This is a genomic window from Schaalia odontolytica (assembly GCF_002847525.1).
GTDB classification, from domain to species: Bacteria; Actinomycetota; Actinomycetes; order Actinomycetales; family Actinomycetaceae; genus Pauljensenia; species Pauljensenia odontolytica_B.
Window position 1 is genome coordinate 1 of sequence record NZ_PKKM01000017.1, and the last position, 17023, is coordinate 17023.

Here is a 17023-nt window from a genome sequence, read left to right on the forward strand (position 1 = left end):
TTCGAGTCAGAAGTAGAGAGCTTTCTCGAAGGATCACACGGTGACCGCACCCATATCAAACAGGCCGACCACCACACGGTTACACCACTATGCGGGACGCTACTGAAGAATATTTCACGGCACCCCACAACACCTCACGCAGGGGCGGTTTTTCTTTCACCCCAGCTCCATCCCGACCCACAGGCGGGACACAACTCACCCTGCTCGGCTCTATCAGCGCACACGCGCGAAACAGTTCGCCCAGCGTCCTCTATTTCTGCTGCGGTGTGCGAAAAAGTTCGCCCTGCAAGCCCAAACGGGCGAAAAACGCTGTTTTCAGGCGTGCTGGGCGAGTTTTTTCGCGGAGATGTCGCTGGAGGGGCCGTGTCGGGCGAGTTTTTTCGCGCCGTGGGACTGGCAGCTGGGCCCATCTACTGGCACCCCCGCTGATGCACGGCTAAACCCCATTGGTGGCGTGGTGGGCAGCCTGCCCGCACAGTCACCCACCGGGTTAACGCGCGCAGGATGCGTTCACAGAAGCAGGTCCTGACGGGCTCGCAGGCCTCCCGCCGCCTTCCAGATGCTCAGTGATACAACGAGAGGCGGGACCCCGAAGGATCCCGCCTCTCGTTGTGTGCGGTGGCCGGGCAGTTAGTGCCCGAGCCTCAGCTCAGAAACAACGGCCGCGGCGTCAGCGCGAACGCTCAGTTCTTCCACCAGCCCTTGACGGTGTCGACCGCGTCGGACAGCGCGGAGTGGGATTACGAGAACCTGGGGATCGACGGTAAACAGCGCAAGATCATGCCAATGGCTCTGTGGCTGCTCAAGAAGTATGAAATCCCAGTTCACAAGGCCTTCGAAGAGACAAATGGGAAGTTTGAAGCCCATCGCGACATCGAAGAGATGATCTCGCGCTCAGAGGACATCGCGCGCCTTGGGAACCAGGCCGGTGAAGGCTGGTACTTGACGGCCGAGATGGTCGACATGATCGAACACGGATGCCCGAATATCATCTGCGCACAGCCATTTGCATGCCTACCGAACCACATCGTTGGAAAGGGCATGTTCCGCGCGCTGCGCAACCGTTACCCGCAAGCAAACATTGTCGCGGTCGACTACGATCCGGGTGCCTCGGAAGTCAATCAGCTCAACCGAATCAAGCTGATGCTGGCAACCGCTGTCCAACAGCACAATGCCGCCGAGCGTGATGGTGAAGAAGATGGCGTGCTGCAGTTGGTCGGGATCGATTTTGATTCTGAAGACCTGGGCGGCGAGGCCGTCGCTGGTGCCTCCAGTGGTGGTTGCGGGTGTGGATCCGGTGGTGGTTCTTCTGATGGCGAGGGACACCGCGTGGTCGGCTTGGGCATGCCTGCAATTCCGCCGAGGCGGGGTGCTGCTTTCCGCTGAGTTCAGCGTGCTCCTTCCTGGCGAAGTATCCTCAGGAATAACCGTGTTTAAGTAGCGGATATTTTGTGAAACGGAAGGGTAACAATGCGCCTCTCAGCACTGGAACAGGTTCCGCTTTTTGACGGATCGACTCCGCATCAGGCACTGGAAGACATGGTGTCCTTGGCTCGCGGACTAGAAGAGATGGGTTTCCATCGCTTCTGGATCGCAGAGCACCACAACACACCGGTCTTTATGTCGTCCGCTCCCGAGCTGGTGATGACTCACCTTCTGGACCGAACCTCGCGTATTCGCATTGGTTCGGGTGGCGTGATGGCTATGCATCAGGGCAGCTTACAGATGGCAGAAAAGTTCTTCACTCTGGCCACCTTGTTCCCCGGACGCGTCGACATGGGATTGGGACGAGCCCCCGGCGGTGACATGATCTCCGCCCGCGCGCTCAATCAGGGCACAACAATTGATCCTGGTGCAATCAATGCTCTGATCGATGAAACTTTGGCTTTCATGCGAGGGACTTTGCCGGAGGGGCACCCCTACGCCTCGGTGGATGTCTACCCGCATCCCGATGAGCTTCCCGAACTGTGGTTGCTGGGGTCTTCAGGCCAGAGCGCGGCCTGGGCGGGGACTCGAAACATGAACTACGCCTACGCGCAGTTCTTTAGCGGCCAGCAACAGCCCGAGGTCATGGACCACTACCGCGCACACCTGCCCGAAAATCTGGGTGAAGGTGAAGGACAGACGCTTTCCGCGCTCGCGGTGAGCGCTGCAGAAACTGAAGCGGAAGCCCTAGAACAAGCACTTCCCGCATTGAGCTTCCGCATGTGTTTACGACTGGGACGCCCCGTGCGGTTCCAGCGACCCGAGCAGATGAGCGCCGAAGACCGAGAAGACGCACTGCGATGGGCACAGCGCGATCGCTCGATCATCATCGGCACCTACGACCAGGTTGCTCAAACGATTGCGAACTTTGCGCGTAACCACCGCGTCGATGAAGTCATGCTGATCAGCTACATCGCTGATGTTCCACAAAAGCTTGCACAATACCGAGAGCTCCAGACACGTCTGAGCTCAAGCCTTTGAGCAGCTGGTCACTCCATCAGTGGATAGAGTTGTGGCCCCGGCCTTCAGGCGGGGGCCACAACCTTTAAAACAAACAAGCAGTGATCACAGGGCTGCTGCGAAACGCTCTGCGACGTTCTCCCAGTTCACGAGGTTCCACCAGGCCTTGACGTAGTCGGCCTTGACGTTGAGGTAATCCAGGTAGAAGGCGTGCTCCCACATGTCGATCATGAGCAGCGGAACGGTCGCGACTGGGATGTTGCCCTGCTGGTCGGTCATCTGGTAGGTGACGAGGCGCTTGCCGACGGTGTCCCACGCGAGGACGGCCCAGCCGGAGCCCTGCAGGCCCAGTGCGGCGGCGGCGAACTGAGCCTGGAAGGACTCAAACGAGCCGAAGAACTCGTCGATGGCGGCGCCGAGCTCACCCTCGGGGCGCGAGGCACCCTCGCCGGTCATGTTGGTCCAGAAGATGGAGTGGTTGGTGTGACCGCCCAGGTTGAAGGCCAGGTTCTTCTCCCACAGGTTGATCGCAGCGAAGTCGCCGGACTCGCGCGCGGCGGCCAGCTTCTCGAGGGCCGCGTTCGCGCCGGCCACGTAGTTGGCGTGGTGCTTGTCGTGGTGCAGCTCCATGATGCGGCCGGAGATGTGGGGCTCGAGAGCGGCGTAATCGTAGGGAAGTTCGGGCAGGGTGTAGACGGTCATGATGCTCCTCCTGGGCGTCGTCGTCGTTTGTCTATTGACTCCAAGGGTAGTACTTAAGTCCCGCCTTGCGTAGGGGTTATGTGTCACCTTTCGCGCAGTGCGATCAACGACGAGGCCGGGGCTGATCCTCGCGACCACGCCCCGGCCTCGTGAAACGACAGACGATCAGGCCTTCGTCCGCGCCCGACGCACGAGCGTGGAAGTGCCCACGACGATCCACGTGATGACGGCACCGAGGACGACGCCGAAGATGCCGGACAGGAGGGTCTCGACCAGCCAGGTCACGAAACCGCCCGCGGCGGACACCGCATGTTCGGCGACCTCGAGGATGTGGTGGAAGATGGGGACGCCGACCTCGGCGAGGTTCTCGATGACCAGGTGGCCGCCGACCCACAGCATCGCGACCGTGCCGACGACGCCGATCATGTTGAAGATGTGCGGCATGACGCGCACGATCGTGCGGCCGACGTTGTCGACGGGGCCGGGGCGGTTGTCCTCGGGATCCAGCGCGCCCTTGGCGAGGTGGAGGCCGAAGTCGTCGGCCTTCACGAGCAGTGCGACGAGGCCGTACACGAAGAACGTCATGAAGAACGCGACCCCGATGAGGACGGCGACGCGCATGATGCCAGTCTCGTTGGACAGGCCGGCCATGGATACGAGCATGATTTCGGCGCTGAGGATCAGGTCGGTGCGAGTCGCGGAGGCGACGATGCTCTTCTCGAGCTCCTCGGGGGAGGTCGCGCCGCCCTCCTCGTGCTCCTCGTGGTGGCCGGGCAGCCAGCCGAGTTTCTCGAGGACCTTCTCGCCGCCCTCGAAGCACAGGTACGCGCCGCCCACGATCAGCAGGAATGGGAGGACCTGCGGGGCCAGCCACGTCAGCAGGAGCGCGATCGGCAGGATGATGAACAGCTTGTTGATGAGGGAGCCGCGCGTGATCTTGCCGATGATGGGCAGCTCGCGCGACGGGCTCAGGCCCGACACGTACTGGGGCGTCACCGCGGTGTCGTCGATGACCACGCCCACCGCCTTCGAGGAGGCCTTGACCGCGTTGGCCGCGACGTCGTCGATCGACGAGGCCGTGACCTTCGCGAGGGTCGCGATATCGTCGAGCAGTGCGACAAGTCCACCGGACATGAGGTTTCCTCCTCTGAGAGGGGCGTGAGGCTCCTGGTTGGGTACCCGCGCATTGTACGCGTGGGGATAGGCTTGAGTCATGACGACTTCCGTACCCGTCCCCGCCCTCGACCGCGACCTGATTGGGCGCCTGCGCGCCGACGTGATCGCTTCGACGTGGACCGTTGAGAACCTGCAGACCCTGATCAGCGAGGGTGCGCTGTCCGCCCTCATGCGCGACTCGCGCCTGCCCGCTCTCGTCGAGCTCGCGGGCGCGACCGACCCCGCCGCGGTCCTCACGCGCTTCTTCATCCTCGGCCTGCCCGAGCGCGCCTCGGCCCTGAATGAGGCCCTCCCGACGCTGGGTGCGAACGGCCTGGAGTCCCTCGGCCTCGCGGCCACCATCGACGAGGCCGAGGCCGCCTCCGCACTCGTCATGCCCCGCGCGGGTGGTGCGCCTAAGCGCGAACCCAAGGAGGAGCGTGAGGAGGCCTCGGCCCCGAAGGCCCCGAGCCTGCCGACGATGCGCGACCCCGACGAGGAGACCACCGAGCCCGAGGTCGAGGCAGACCCGTGGATGCGTGCCCTCTTCGACCTGCGCCCCCACGCGGCGACCCTGCCCGGCGGCGACCACGAGTGGTGGGTGGCCTCGGACCTGGCGGAGGTGCAGACTGGCAAGCCGCTGTCGGACGACCACGTGCTCGGCATCGGCGGTGCGACCCTGACGCTGCTGGAGATGACGGTGCGTGAGCAGGTTGATTCGGCCCTCGACGTGGGGTGCGGCTGCGGCATCCAGGCCCTCTACCTGGCTACGCACGCCGACCGCGTGGTGGCGACCGACCTGTCGTCGCGCGCGTGCGCGCTCACCCAGTTCAACGCCGCCCTCAACGAGGTTGTCATTGATGTGCGCGAGGGCTCCCTCTTCGAGCCCGTCGAGGGTGAGACCTTCGACCTTATCGTCACCAACCCGCCCTTCGTCATCACGCCGGACTCGGTGCGCGGCGCGGCCGGCCTGCTCGAGTATCGCGATGGCGGCATGGACCGGGACAACCTGATCCGCGCGGTCCTGCGCGGCGCGCCCGCGTGCATGAACGAGGGCGGCACCCTGCAGATGCTCGCCAACTGGGAGATCCCCGCCGACCGCAACCCGGACACCCAGTGGTCGTGGCGCGTGGATTCGTGGCTCGACGGCCTGCCGGTGGACGCGTGGGTCGTCCAGCGCGACGTCCTCGACCCCGCGCGCTACGTGGACATGTGGATCCGCGACTCGGGTGGCCAGCTCTTGGCCCGCGCCGACTACGAGCGCGCCTTCACCTCGTGGCTGGCGGACTTCCGCCGCGCGGGCACGGGCGCGATCGGCATGGGTTTTGTGGCGCTGCGCAGGCTCGACGAGGCCGAGGCTGCCTCGGGTGGCAAGCGCGCCTACGACCTGTCCCTCGATGGGCACGCCCCGCGCGGGCGCGACGTGGCGTGGGCGCTGGCCTCCCTGCGCGCCCCAGAGCTGTGGGAGGTGGCGCTGACGCGCGCCTCGGACGTGCGCGAGGAGCGCCACTACGTGCCGGGCAGTCCCGACCCGGAGCTGCTCATCATGCACCAGGGTGGGGGACTGGGCCGTTCTGTGCCCGTCTCCTCGTCCGTGTCCGCGGTCGTGGGCGCTTCCGACGGCGAGCTGACGGTTGGCCAGATCGCGGCGGCCGTCGCGATGCTCACATCGGTTGAGGTTGATGATGTGCGCGCCGAGATCGAGGCGCCCCTGCGCGACCTGATCCGGTGGGGATTCTTGACGTTCTGAGCGTTGTTGTGTGCGCGGGCGCCGCGGCTGCAGGGGCAGCCGCGGCGCCTCGCTGTATCAGGTTGACTTTGTGGCGTCATTCCGGGCGTGTTGTCAGCGCGGACTTGGGGGTGTGTGAGGCCGACTCCAGATGTGGGACCCCTGTGTTAGCCTGGCGCCACGATTCAGCGAAGGAGCGACATGGATTTCGAGCTCGCATACCGCTACGCGGCTGCCTCGCGCCTGGAAGAGGGCGGCGGCCTTGCGCTGGCGACCTCGGGAGGCTCGACCCCCGAGGGGGAGGCAGCGCATCCCTTTTTCTTTTCGGGCTTCATGGAGCGTCCCGACGTGGTGGCCGCGGGTCTGCTCGCTGTTGCACGAGTGGCCCGCACCCGCTTCTACGTGCCGCCCGGCATGGTCGTCGCGCCCGGCGGAGGTCTGACTCGTATTGGCATGCTTGACCCGGTTGTCACCAGCACGGCCGAGGGACTGCGCTTCGAGTCTTTTAGCGTCTGCTGCGGCGTGTACGCGCGGCTTGACGTGGAGGCCTCGGCCCTGGACGCCACCCACCGCGCGGTTGGCGTGACCAATGTGGATGTTAATCAGCCGCTGCGTGCCGCCCTGGCGTCGCTGCGCGCCGGGGAGCCCCTGCACCTGGATGTGGGCGAGGAGGGACTGACGGCCACGACCCTGGACGAGGAGGTCTCGGAGGAGAAGGTGCCGCTGTCCCTGCGCTGGCTCAAGGGATTCGCGGAGACGCAGATGCTCTCCTCCGCGATGATGGCGCTCCACGTGTTGAATACTGCGCAGGCCCGCGCCTTTGTTCGAGGCCTGCCCAGGACCAGCGCGACTGGCACGGTCATGTGGGCGGGTCGGGCTGTGCGCGGGTTGCGCTTGGGCACCAGGCCCGCGCCGGGGGCCGCGTGTGTGGCGGGGCCCGAGCGCCTGCGCGTGTTCGAGCCGCTTCTTCACCTCATCATTTCGCTTGAGGCCTACGGTCCTCCCGTGGACGCGGGCAGCGAGCCGGTCGCCTCCCTGTGGGTTGCCCGCATGCCCGGTGCGCGTCTGAGCGTGGGGCTGAGCCCCGCCAAGTCGCGCGGCTTTTCCGGGGAGGGCGCGGTTCTGGCATCCCTGGGTGATCCGCGCGTCGAGGAAGACGCGGACATGCTCTCCGCTCTGCTGTCCTTCGAGCCTCGCATCGACACGGAACGCATGGCCGCTCGCGCAGGCCTGGCCCCGGATCGGGTCGCCGGTGGCCTGGCGCTGCTGGCCTCAAGTGGGCAGGTTGGCTTCGACGTGACCGAGGGGGCCTATTTCCATCGGCCCCTGCCTGTGCGTCCTGACGCGCTCACCGCCATGCATCCGCGTCTGGCCGGGGCGCGCACGCTCATTGAGCGCGGCGCGGTTACACGGGAGGAGGGCGCGCGATTCCGCGTGTCGTCGGGCGCGAACCGCTATCGGGTGGAGGTGCCCGCCGACCCTTACGCCATCGGCGAGTACCGCTGCACCTGCCCGTGGTGGATGAAACACAGGGGAGGGCGAGGCCCCTGCAAGCACGTCCTCGCCGTCTCCACTCTGATCAAGGAGGATCAATGAGTCAGAAATCGGACAAGAGCTGGCGTCCCGAGACCCTGGAGGAATGCGCTGACTTTTGGAGACTGCACCTGTGGATCAAAGATCACCCAGGTGAGTGGACGCTTGACCAGGTCTACGCGCGCATGCTCGAGCTCAACGAAGGACCGCCCACGCTCTATGACCTGGACGTCAGCTCCAGGGTTACCGGTGCCTGGCTCAAGGGGATCGGATTCTTGCGACTGGCCGAACTGAACGGCGACCTGACCCTCGACCATGACGAGCAGTACCTAACGGCGCTGATAGCTCTCGAACCCGGGCTGCAGTTGCCCCTCATGCGCGCCGATAGGGAGCTGCGCGAGGAGCTGGTGTGGGGGATGCTGCGCCAGGAAGGTAACCGCGGCGTGTCCCTGTCTGCCTCCGACCGTTCTGCCACCATGGGTTCGGAGCGGACGCCCGGATGGTCGCGCACGCTCGCTGCCAGCATCGACGAGGGCCTCATCGAGCGCGACCGATTGCTCGACGCCCTCCTCGGCATGCTCGCCGCAGACCTACCGTCGGGGCGCGCCGGTTGGTATTCGCGCACCCTGCGAATGCTGTCCATGACTCTCGACGAGGCCGAGGCGCGTCAGGGGGCCCTGTGCACCCTCATGTCCGCGCCCGTCGGGGCGACCGTGACCGTGGCGGTTCGTCAGCTGAGCGCCCTCTCGAAGGCCGGGCGACTCGACCTGGAGCTCTTTGCTCGCAGCTGCGAGGGTGCGCTCATGGGTTCGAAGGCCAACGCACTCGCAGCCTTGACAATCCTGCGCGGTGGCCTGTCATCCGTGGAGTCTGCCGACCTCGAAGGACTGCTCGGCGTTGCGCTGTCCTTCCCGCACGCGCAGGTGCAGGGTCTGGCCATTGAGCTGGCGAGTGATGCGCTGCGATCGGGCCTCCTCGACTCCGCAGCGGTCGGCCGCCTCCTGTCCGACGCGGAGTTGGACCCGCTCGTCGTTGCCACGCTCGACCTCCTCGACCCCGGGCACACGGCGAATGGCCAGCCTGACCCCGGCCTTGCCCCCGAAGAGGCTCCCGCCGCCTTCTTGCCCCCACCCCGGGAGGTGGCCGACCTGGTTCCCATGAGCGCCGACGACGCGGCCGGTCGGATCGGCGTCCTGGCGCAGGGTGCGCAGATGGGGCTCGAGTATGAGGCGCTGCTCGCGTTCCTGGCATCCCCCGAGTTCGACCCGAGTGCGCTGGAATCGTTGCGGCCTCTTGTGCGGCGCCTGACCACGCGCAGATTCGGGTATGAGCGCATGCTCGGAACTCTCCTGCAGATAGCCCTCGATGGGGGAGGGGAGGGTGCTGAGAGCCCGCTGGCCGCTGGCACCGCCTGGTTGGAATCGGAAAATATGCCGACCCTTATGCGAGAGCGCATCATCGAAGTGGCGGGCCTGGCTGAGCGTGGACGGCGCTACCACCTCCTGGCCACGCCCACCGACGATCGCGGAGCCGTGAACCCGCTTGTCCTCGTGCGCCGCGCCCTGGACAATGGGGCTGCCTCGCCGCTTCGAGCCGATCTCACCCAGGCGCTGCTGCGCGTGGACGTCGAGCATCCGGACTGCGCGGCCGCGCTTGCGCTTGTGGAGGAGCGGGAGGCGGAGCTGCCCGCCGCGGCTCGCATCCGTCTCGCGCTCACGGGCGCGGTGCGCAGACGGGCCGAGGGCTACCTGTCCTCCCTCGCCGTGACGTGGGAGGGGCGCCCCGCCTATGAGTCGCGCAGCGGGCAGCCCAAGGTCGCGCGCGACGGATCGCCTGTCTACGCCTTCTATTTCCCGCGCGTCGTCGGCGCAGATACGGGCGCGACAGGCCCTGAGCTGGGCGCGCTCGCGGATATTGCGAGCGCCTCGGGTGATTTTACTGCCCACCGATATCTCTACCCCGCGTCGGTGCGTCACTTCGCCGTCTGCCTGATCGCCTCGCAGTGGTATGTGCTTGACAGTACGCAGCTAACCATCGACTGCTACCGGGCCCTGTGTGAGCACGGCGGGCGCTGGGATTCGCTGTCTGCCCAGCTCCTCGGCCAGGCGATGGGCGAACGCGAGGTCGAGTCGCGCGCCCTCGGCGTCGAGACCCTCGCCTCCCTGGTGGCACGCGGGGATCTCGCCTTTGACGAGGCCGTGGCAGGCCTGCGGGGCGTGGAACAGACCGTGAAACTGAATCGGTGGGCGCAGGCTTTCGAGGACCTGGGGGACATCGATCCCCGCCTCGCGCTGGATCTGGCGCTCGCTTTGCTTCCTGGGCTTGAGCGCGGGCGTACGGGCATCGGCCAGCTGCTGGGCGTTGTTACAGCGCAGTACTCGCGGGCGTGCGAGCAGGGCTGGGCACCGCCCCTCGGAGAGGAGCTTATCGGCTGGCTTGGCCTTTTCCGAGGTTCCTCACAGGCGGCCAAGTATGCACGCACACTGAAGGAGATGAGCCAATGAGTTCACCGATGACGCTTCCCGACCGCAGGGCGGCCCTCAAGCGCCTCCTCGCATCCGGAGAGACCTCCATCGACGCCTATGAGGAAGTACTGGAGGGGGCCTCGGAGAAGGACCGGCGCTGCCTCTTCAAGTCTGTGCCCTTCGCTCGCCTCGTCCCACCAGCCGTCGAGCGGGATGAGGCCGTCCCCGAGGACACGGTGTGCATGTGCGCGTTCCTGCGCGCCGCCCTGGCCGGGAGCGACGAAGCCGGTGACGACTACGGAGCCCGTTGGTTGGGCCGTAGCGGCGGTGACCCGCGGGAGGGAGCAGACCTGGAGCGTCTGCTCGCCGCCCACAGGCGCGGCGCGGCTGGGCGCAGTGGTGAGTGGCTCGAGGAGGCAGCCGGGAGTCCCGGCGGCGTTGGATTCTGGCACACCTACCGTTCCCTCCTGGCCGAGCGTGGAGCGTACCTGGCCTCCGCGCCCTCCCTGGAGTACTTCGCGCGCAGGATCATTCCCGCGCCCCACCCCACCTCGGATGAGACGAGGCTCTTCTTCGAGGAGAACCCGACCTTCCTCGACCACGAGTTCTGGCAGTTCTTCCGCGTCGAAGGAGCCCTGCCCGGCTCAGCCCTCTTCGTGTGGATGTACCGCGAGGACCCCTCCGCGCCAGGCGGCGACTTCGAGCGCCTGCACAGCCAGGACCTCATCTGCTACGTGGCGACGCACCTCCCGGATCTGCGGCCCCGCATCCTCTCCGAGTGCCTGGCCGCCCAGCGGCGCGACTTCTCCGCGTACAACGCCCGCGCTTTTTCGCTGGCCTGGGAGGCGCTCGAACCCACGCGCGAGGAAACACTTGAGGCCGTGGTGGATCTGATCGCCCTGCTCGCGGTCGAGCCCTCGCCGAGTGTGGCCCTGGCCCAGAAAGCGCTTCTGGGTATCGCCCGGGAGCTGACGGATGAGCAGGCGGGTGCCCTCGTGCAGGCCAGTGCCCAGGTCCTGGCGCGCAGCGAAAAGAAGCTGCTGTGCGCGCATCTGCGGCTCCTGGCCGCTCTCGTGAAGGCCCACCCCGAGTGCGCCCCCGCCGTCAATGACGTGGTTGCTGAGGCTGAGTTCCCCCTTGACCTGCGCGACCGGGCCGCCGCACTCATCGTGGCCCCCGACCCTTCCGATGACTGCGCGGACGAGGCCGGGGCCGGGCCCGCGGGTACGGTCGCCCCCGGTACGAGCGCCCAGGGAAGCAAAACCGGGGTGGGGACCCAGGCCTCGTGGATGTTCCCGGACACCCCCGCCGCCGACCTGCCGCGAGCCGAGTGGGTCGCCGAGCTGCCCGACGACAACGACGCGGTCGTTGCGGCTCTACACGCCCTCTTCGAGGACGCTGCCGCGGGCGCCGCCCTGCCCGCGCTCCTGACGCGCATCAGCGACGGGGGCATCGAGCTGACGGAGGCCGACAAGAAGCTGCTCGCCGCGTACTGGAAGAACGCACCCAACTGGAAGGGCGCCAACCAGCTGTCCTACCTGGCCTCGCAGCTCCTGGACGGAGTCGAGGTGAAGGATGCGCCCGAGGTGGGGCATTTCCGTGGCTACCGGCGCAAGGGCAGCGAGTGGGACCAGCACAGAGGCCCCGTTGCGCTCCTCCACGAGCAGCTGCGTGTCGCCTGCGGTGACAAGCCCTACGACAAGCCGAACGGTCAGGACATGTACCGCTTCGACCCCATCCTGACCGCACCGCTGGAACCGATCCACCCGCAGTGGGAACGTCAGATCATTCGAGCCGCCTACCAGAAGCCCGTCAGGGTCGTGCGCGGCGAGTACAAGAAGACCGACGACATGCACGAGACGTGGGTGATCCCCGGTCAAACCCCGGCAACTGGCGAGGATTCGTTGGCGGGTGCTCTCGCCAACGTCGCCGGCGTGGCTCCTGAGTTCACCGGGCGTCTTCTGGAATCGGGGGACTACCGGTCGAGCGGCGTCGCCTACGCGTGGGCTGCCTGGGCCCTCCAACACAACCCGGACATTCTGGCCGCCCACGCGATGCCCGTCCTCCAGGGTGCGTTCTTCAAGTTCCCGCAGGTCATCACACCCGTCGAGGTCGTTGTGCCCGCCCTGGGCACAGGCTGGCGGGCGCCGGGTGCGCCCACCTACTCCGCACTGGCGTGGGCGTCGACCGCCGCCCAGGCCAACTACCGTGCGATCACCGCCGAGGCTATCGCGAGCCTCGCCGACACAGGCCGCTTCGACCCCGCCGCCATGGCCGAGGCCCTCGGCTACCTCCTGCGCAACGGGTGGTTCGGTCCCGGGCGAGTCGCTCAGACGCTGACCGACTGCGCGTCCATCTCCGCCCTGGCTGGGTACCGTGTCGCGCAGGTGATCGCGGCGCTGCTGCCCTCCCTGGCGGGTGTGCGGGCCTCCAACAGTTTGATCGAGGCCCTGGTGGCGCTCGCGGGAGATTACGGCATGGGTGTGCCTGTACCCGAGGAGCTGCGCCCGAAGATGAAAGGATCGAGCGCGATGGCCAAGGCCCTGCGCGCACTCGACGCTCTGCCGGATGCTCCGACGGGTCTCGCGCGCGAAGCGGGGGAGGCGCTCGATGCGGTCCGAGTGCGCCGAGAGTGAGGCGCCCCTGCGCGACCTAATCCGGTGGGGATTCTTGACGTTCTGAGCATTGTTGTGTGCGCGGGCGCCGCGGCTGCACAGGCAGTCGCGGCGCTTGGCGTGAGAGCGTCGTTACTTGTTGTGGGGGTGGATGCAGTCCGGGCCTCGTGAATGTTTACTGGCCGTAGTGGAAGCGGCAGGAAATGATCCAGAGGGCTTTGCCGTCGTCGCTGATCTGGTAGATCAGGCGGTGCCGTGAGTCGATCCGGCGTGACCAGTACCCCGAGAACTCGTAGCGAAGAGGCTCAGGCTTGCCGATCCCCTCGTTTCCGTTGCGCTGGATGTCCTTGATGAGTGCGTTGATGCGCTTGAGGGTCTTGCGATCCTCGAACTGCCACCAGACGTAGTCGTTCCAGGCCTCCTCGTCCCATGTGATGTGCATGGTCAGTCCTCGTCGAGCTCAATGAGGTCGTGAACGACGCCCTCGCCAGCGCGGTGACGTGCGATTGATTCGCGCAGGTGACGGGCGTTCGCGGGGGACTGCATGAGGTAGACGGTCTCCATGAGGGACTCGTACTCGTCGAGGGCGATGATGACGGCGCTCTCGTGGCCCTGTCGGGTGATGACGATTTCCTCGCGGTCGTTGACGACCTGGTCGAGGACCTCGGCGTAGCGTGCGCGCGACTCGGTGTAGGTCATGGTTTTCATGGGGTGCTCCTCTGCTCGCCTATGTACAGAACATTGTACAGGAAGTGAGGGCGTGTGTCGCCAGTGGGCTGGTGATGTGCCAGGGTGTCGCTACTGGATGATCGGATTGCCGCCGATGGACATGGGGGCGCGGGTGTGGGGGCTGCCCTCAGCGCTATCGTCTCTCGTCGAGCCGATGGAGGTGGCCCCACCAGCGGGTGATCAGCCACTCGTCGTGCGTTGAGATAACCAGGGTTCCGTCCCACTCACGCATTGTCTCTTCGAGGGACTCCAGAGCGTTCAGGTCCAGGTAGTTCGTGGGCTCGTCGATCACGAGGATCTGAGCGTCGGCCCGCGCCGCGAACGCCAGCTGAGCCCTCCGTTGGTTTCCCGCGGAGAGCTCACCGAGCGGCCGGTTCCACGCCGCTGGGGGAACGAATCCCTTCCCGGCCTCCCCGATGCCCAGGTACCACGCATCCTCGGGGATGAGGGGGTCGCCGGGCCGCGGGAGCACCTGGGGCACGAGGACGACCCCGGAGGCGGTGTCGACGCATCCGTGCGCCCCGCTGGGGGCCCCGCGTGCGATCCACTCCAGCAGGGTGGTCTTGCCCGACCCGTTGGGCCCCGCGACGAGGAGGTGCTCGCCGTAGCGCACCTCGAAGGAGGTCGGCGCGAGGCGTCCCTCCACCGACGCGCCGCGGACGGCCAGGGCGATACCCATTGCGTGTGGGTGCGGTGACGTCCTGCCCGTGGTGGTCCTCATGACGCGGGGGAAAGAAAACGCACCCTCGTCATAGCGGGGCTTGGGGACTTCGCGTGCCGCGAGAACCGACAGCCTCTGAGAATCGTCGTTGATGCGCCTCGTCGACACAGTTTGGGCCCGGTCTGCATAGTACTTCTGCGCCATCCTCGTCTCGGTGCGGGGCTTGAAGCGCGCATGCCCCACCACCTTCGAATCCCGCTGGTGAGATACGAGTCGGCGTTTCTCGGCCTGCTGATCCGCATGGATCGCGGTGTGCCGCGAGCGTGCGGCGGCCTTGTCGCGCAGGTAGTCCGAGTAGGATCCTCGTACCCTGTACGCCCCGAAGTCCGCGGGCTCTCCCTTGGAGATTGCCACCGCCCGCCACGGTGTCGGATCCAGGTCGAGCAGCGCCGTCGCCGTGCGCTCAATAAAGGCCCGGTCGTGGCTGGTCATGAGCACCGGCCCCTGCCAGTCGTCGATTGTGTGTGCTAGGTGCTCGCGCCCGTCAGTGTCCAGGTGGTTCGTCGGCTCGTCCAGGACGAGGGCCTCTGGTCGATCGACGAGGGTGAGGGCCAGGCGCAGGCGGGCACGCTGCCCCGGGGAGAGGGAGGCGAGGGGGCGGGAGCGGTCGAGGCCTCCTAGGCCGAGGGCCTCCAGGGTCTGTTCGAGGCGCGTGTCGATGGTCCATGCATCCCGCGTGATCATCGCCGCTAGGACGCGGTCGTACTCCGCTTCGTCGCGCGGAGAGGGGTCCCGGGCGAGGTGCTCGGTGAGGAAGTCGAAGCGCGCCGCCAGCTCGCGGGTGCCCGACGTGGCAGCATCGATGAGCTGTGCGACGGTGCGGGACTCCCTGTCCCCCGCGAGTGGAGGGCGAGACGCCAGAGGGACTCCCGGTGCTGACCGCGTGGCCGCGGGCCGATGAATTGGGGGAACTAGCTGGGTCGCGGAGAGTGCCGGGCCAGTGATCGTTCCGGAATCCGGCTGGAGTCGGCCCGCTGCAAGGGCCAGCAGCGTTGACTTGCCGATCCCGTTCGGGCCGACGACGACGAGGCGGTCGGCGGGCCCACACGTGAAGGAGACGTTAGTGAGGACGGGCAGCGTGCCATAGGAAAAGAAGACGTGGGAAAAGACAATCGTGGACATGACGCACCAAGGACAGAAGGAGTGGGGCAGGGGCGTGATGTCAGGAGTCCATGGGGACATTATACCGGCAACGGCGCGCAGGCGCGGTAGTTCTGCACGGAAATGGGGGCGTCCTCCCGGGGCTGTCTGATAAGACTAACGGCTTGCAGATGGACGACATGAGCATGCGGGAGGACACCCGGACAAAATTCTCCCCCGCGAGCCCTCGATGGGGCCCGCGGGGGAGGAAACAGAGTCTACTGAGAGATCCTCAGAACAGCAGTGGCGCGAAGCCGGCCACCGGGGCGAGGAAAGCGGTGCCGCCCAACACAGCTGCCTTGATGTACGGGAAGGCGATGAAGGCCGCAACGATGAGGACCATGATCAGCGCCATAAGGATCAGGTTGTTGCGCTGGCGCTTGTACTGCTCGGGCGTCAGCTCCTCCTTCTTGCGGATGAGCGGGGCCTCGCCGTGGACGGAACCGGTGTTGCCACCGGGCTTTGCGCCCTCGTTCTCGGTCGGGAAGTGCTGGTCGGACATGGTGGTCTCCTATTGATTGGCAGGGGATCAGTTGACGATCGGCTTGCCGCCGATGGACAGGGGGGCGCGGCTGCGCGTCTGGGAATCAAGATCCTTCTCCCACGCAGACGCGGCGTGCCAGCTCGAGGGCTGCAACAGACGCAGCGCGCCCATGTCGGCGAGCGCATCGAGCAGGAGGAAGCGGGGCGTCGGGTAGGGGGCGTCCCACGGGATCGCCGTCCACAGTCCGTTCTGTCCGACGAGGAACTCGCCGCGGTTACGGTCGTGCAGGTCGTTGGCAGCGGTCTGCGCGTCCCCCTCCGCGGCCCACAGCCAGCGGGTCGTGCGGAAGGCCTCCCAGGCCTCGTCCCACGACGAATAGGAGTGCTGCAGCGCCCGGTTGATCAGCGCGAGGGTATCCCAGGCCTCGTCCTCACTGAGCCATCCGATGCCCGCGCCCGCGCGCGTCAGGTTCGCCGCACGAAAGAAATCCCACGCGGCGAAATCGAGGTCCTGGATGCCGCGGTCGTTCGCCAAAAAACGGCGGATGCGCCAGCGGCTCTCCCAATCCTCCATGGAGGAGTCCGCGGTCTTGCTCAGGCGCGCGATCTCAGACTCGGCCCAGGACTTCTTCTGGCATCGTTCGCGCAGGGCCGCGAAATCCTCGCGGTGCCCCGCGCGCAGGAGCGAATACAGCTGACGGATGAGACTCTCGCGGTCCGTGATGCCCCAGTCGCGCTCCAGCATGGTTTTCGTGTCCTCCGGGGCCGACAGCGTCAGCTCGTTGACCGGGTCGCCGTTACACAGCGCGTACACCATGGACGGGGCGAGCAGGCGCGCCCGAGGGTCGGTTGCCATGTCCTCGCGTTTGCCGTGGATCTTCGGGGTGTGGTGCTCGTTGAGCCTGTTCCAGTCTTTCTCCTTGCCGGCCTTGCGCACGTCACGCGGCGCGGGAACGGCGCCCTTCGCGCGCGCGGCCGCCTGCTTGACGTAGTGATTCAGCAGGAGCACGACGACGCACCCGATGGCGAACCACACGGGGAAGGGAATCTCGGACAGGAAACTCGCAATCACGCCCCCGATTCTGCCCGATGAAGCACCCGTCACACAAACGATGGACACGATGGGGACGCGGGACGAGGACGGGGCTTCCCCTATGTAATAGGTACCGCCGTGTGCGCCCTCCGATGCGTCGCCTGGGCGCGCCCGCGCGCGAGAATCGGCCACTGCCTCGTGAATGTCAAACCCGAGCGGCGTGAGACGCGCGGAAGCGGCCCCGGTATCCAGATGCGGGTGGGACGCGGTAAG

The 17023-nt window shown here is 66.5% G+C and carries 12 protein-coding genes and 1 pseudogene; 6 read left to right on the plus strand and 7 right to left on the minus strand.

The genetic code is table 11. From position 1 onward, the window contains the following. Positions 1-684 precede the first annotated feature (684 nt). Positions 685-1386 (plus strand): annotated as a pseudogene (locus CYJ22_RS09505) (activase); the annotation flags it as partial. Between the two features lie 84 nt (positions 1387-1470). Next, complete coding sequence (locus CYJ22_RS09510) at positions 1471-2466, plus strand: MsnO8 family LLM class oxidoreductase (RefSeq protein WP_016460868.1); 996 nt, start codon at positions 1471-1473, stop codon at positions 2464-2466. Between the two features lie 84 nt (positions 2467-2550). On the opposite strand, the gene CYJ22_RS09515 is transcribed toward CYJ22_RS09510, so the two are convergent. Both CYJ22_RS09515 and CYJ22_RS09520 read right to left on the minus strand, forming a co-directional pair. Beyond that, entirely contained in the window at positions 2551-3147 is a 597-nt protein-coding gene (locus tag CYJ22_RS09515) for a superoxide dismutase (RefSeq protein ID WP_101602436.1), read from the minus strand. A gap of 165 nt (positions 3148-3312) precedes the next feature. Further along, positions 3313-4281, minus strand: coding sequence for a DUF808 domain-containing protein (locus tag CYJ22_RS09520; protein WP_101602437.1), 969 nt, complete (start codon positions 4279-4281; stop codon positions 3313-3315). 79 nt (positions 4282-4360) lie between these two features. On the opposite strand from CYJ22_RS09520, the gene CYJ22_RS09525 reads away from it, so the two are divergent. The 4 genes from CYJ22_RS09525 to CYJ22_RS09540 all read left to right on the plus strand — a co-directional run bounded on the left by CYJ22_RS09525 (position 4361) and on the right by CYJ22_RS09540 (position 12665). Then, the gene (locus CYJ22_RS09525; protein ID WP_101602438.1) at positions 4361-6052 is read left to right on the plus strand and encodes a methyltransferase; all 1692 of its coding nucleotides are present in this window, start codon (positions 4361-4363) and stop codon (positions 6050-6052) included. 180 nt (positions 6053-6232) lie between these two features. Continuing rightward, complete coding sequence (locus tag CYJ22_RS09530; RefSeq protein WP_101602439.1) at positions 6233-7627, plus strand: SWIM zinc finger family protein; 1395 nt, start codon at positions 6233-6235, stop codon at positions 7625-7627. Continuing rightward, positions 7624-10068 carry a DUF6493 family protein gene (locus tag CYJ22_RS09535; RefSeq protein WP_101602440.1) on the plus strand — a complete coding sequence of 815 codons (2445 nt, stop codon included), beginning with the start codon at positions 7624-7626 and terminating at the stop codon, positions 10066-10068. Before CYJ22_RS09530 ends, CYJ22_RS09535 begins: the two co-directional genes overlap by 4 nt. Next, the gene (locus CYJ22_RS09540) at positions 10065-12665 is read left to right on the plus strand and encodes a DUF6493 family protein (protein WP_133124166.1); all 2601 of its coding nucleotides are present in this window, start codon (positions 10065-10067) and stop codon (positions 12663-12665) included. The genes CYJ22_RS09535 and CYJ22_RS09540 overlap by 4 nt, the downstream gene beginning before the upstream one ends. Before the next feature lie 154 nt (positions 12666-12819). On the opposite strand, the gene CYJ22_RS09545 is transcribed toward CYJ22_RS09540, so the two are convergent. The 5 genes from CYJ22_RS09545 to CYJ22_RS09565 all read right to left on the minus strand — a co-directional run bounded on the left by CYJ22_RS09545 (position 12820) and on the right by CYJ22_RS09565 (position 16789). Beyond that, complete coding sequence (locus CYJ22_RS09545; RefSeq protein ID WP_009053938.1) at positions 12820-13086, minus strand: Txe/YoeB family addiction module toxin; 267 nt, start codon at positions 13084-13086, stop codon at positions 12820-12822. Between the two features lie 2 nt (positions 13087-13088). Further along, entirely contained in the window at positions 13089-13352 is a 264-nt protein-coding gene (locus CYJ22_RS09550) for a type II toxin-antitoxin system Phd/YefM family antitoxin (protein WP_005985322.1), read from the minus strand. A 154-nt stretch (positions 13353-13506) separates the two neighbouring features. Continuing rightward, the gene (locus tag CYJ22_RS09555; RefSeq protein ID WP_101602442.1) at positions 13507-15216 is read right to left on the minus strand and encodes an ATP-binding cassette domain-containing protein; all 1710 of its coding nucleotides are present in this window, start codon (positions 15214-15216) and stop codon (positions 13507-13509) included. Between the two features lie 250 nt (positions 15217-15466). Beyond that, complete coding sequence (locus CYJ22_RS09560) at positions 15467-15736, minus strand: transporter (protein WP_101602443.1); 270 nt, start codon at positions 15734-15736, stop codon at positions 15467-15469. 27 nt (positions 15737-15763) lie between these two features. After that, positions 15764-16789, minus strand: a complete 1026-nt coding sequence (locus CYJ22_RS09565; protein ID WP_101602444.1) for a DUF1266 domain-containing protein — start codon at positions 16787-16789, stop codon at positions 15764-15766. Positions 16790-17023 lie beyond the last annotated feature (234 nt).

Bases quoted from the DNA above. Each gene is read 5' to 3' on its own strand.
- CYJ22_RS09555 (WP_101602442.1), bottom strand. From the start codon at position 15,216: ATGTCCACGATTGTCTTTTCCCACGTCTTCTTTTCCTATGGCACGCTG.
- CYJ22_RS09520 (WP_101602437.1), bottom strand. From the start codon at position 4,281: ATGTCCGGTGGACTTGTCGCACTGCTCGACGATATCGCGACCCTCGCG.
- CYJ22_RS09540 (WP_133124166.1), top strand. From the start codon at position 10,065: ATGAGTTCACCGATGACGCTTCCCGACCGCAGGGCGGCCCTCAAGCGC.
- CYJ22_RS09510 (WP_016460868.1), top strand. From the start codon at position 1,471: ATGCGCCTCTCAGCACTGGAACAGGTTCCGCTTTTTGACGGATCGACT.
- CYJ22_RS09525 (WP_101602438.1), top strand. From the start codon at position 4,361: ATGACGACTTCCGTACCCGTCCCCGCCCTCGACCGCGACCTGATTGGG.
- CYJ22_RS09535 (WP_101602440.1), top strand. From the start codon at position 7,624: ATGAGTCAGAAATCGGACAAGAGCTGGCGTCCCGAGACCCTGGAGGAA.
- CYJ22_RS09515 (WP_101602436.1), bottom strand. From the start codon at position 3,147: ATGACCGTCTACACCCTGCCCGAACTTCCCTACGATTACGCCGCTCTC.
- CYJ22_RS09560 (WP_101602443.1), bottom strand. From the start codon at position 15,736: ATGTCCGACCAGCACTTCCCGACCGAGAACGAGGGCGCAAAGCCCGGT.
- CYJ22_RS09545 (WP_009053938.1), bottom strand. From the start codon at position 13,086: ATGCACATCACATGGGACGAGGAGGCCTGGAACGACTACGTCTGGTGG.
- CYJ22_RS09550 (WP_005985322.1), bottom strand. From the start codon at position 13,352: ATGAAAACCATGACCTACACCGAGTCGCGCGCACGCTACGCCGAGGTC.
- CYJ22_RS09530 (WP_101602439.1), top strand. From the start codon at position 6,233: ATGGATTTCGAGCTCGCATACCGCTACGCGGCTGCCTCGCGCCTGGAA.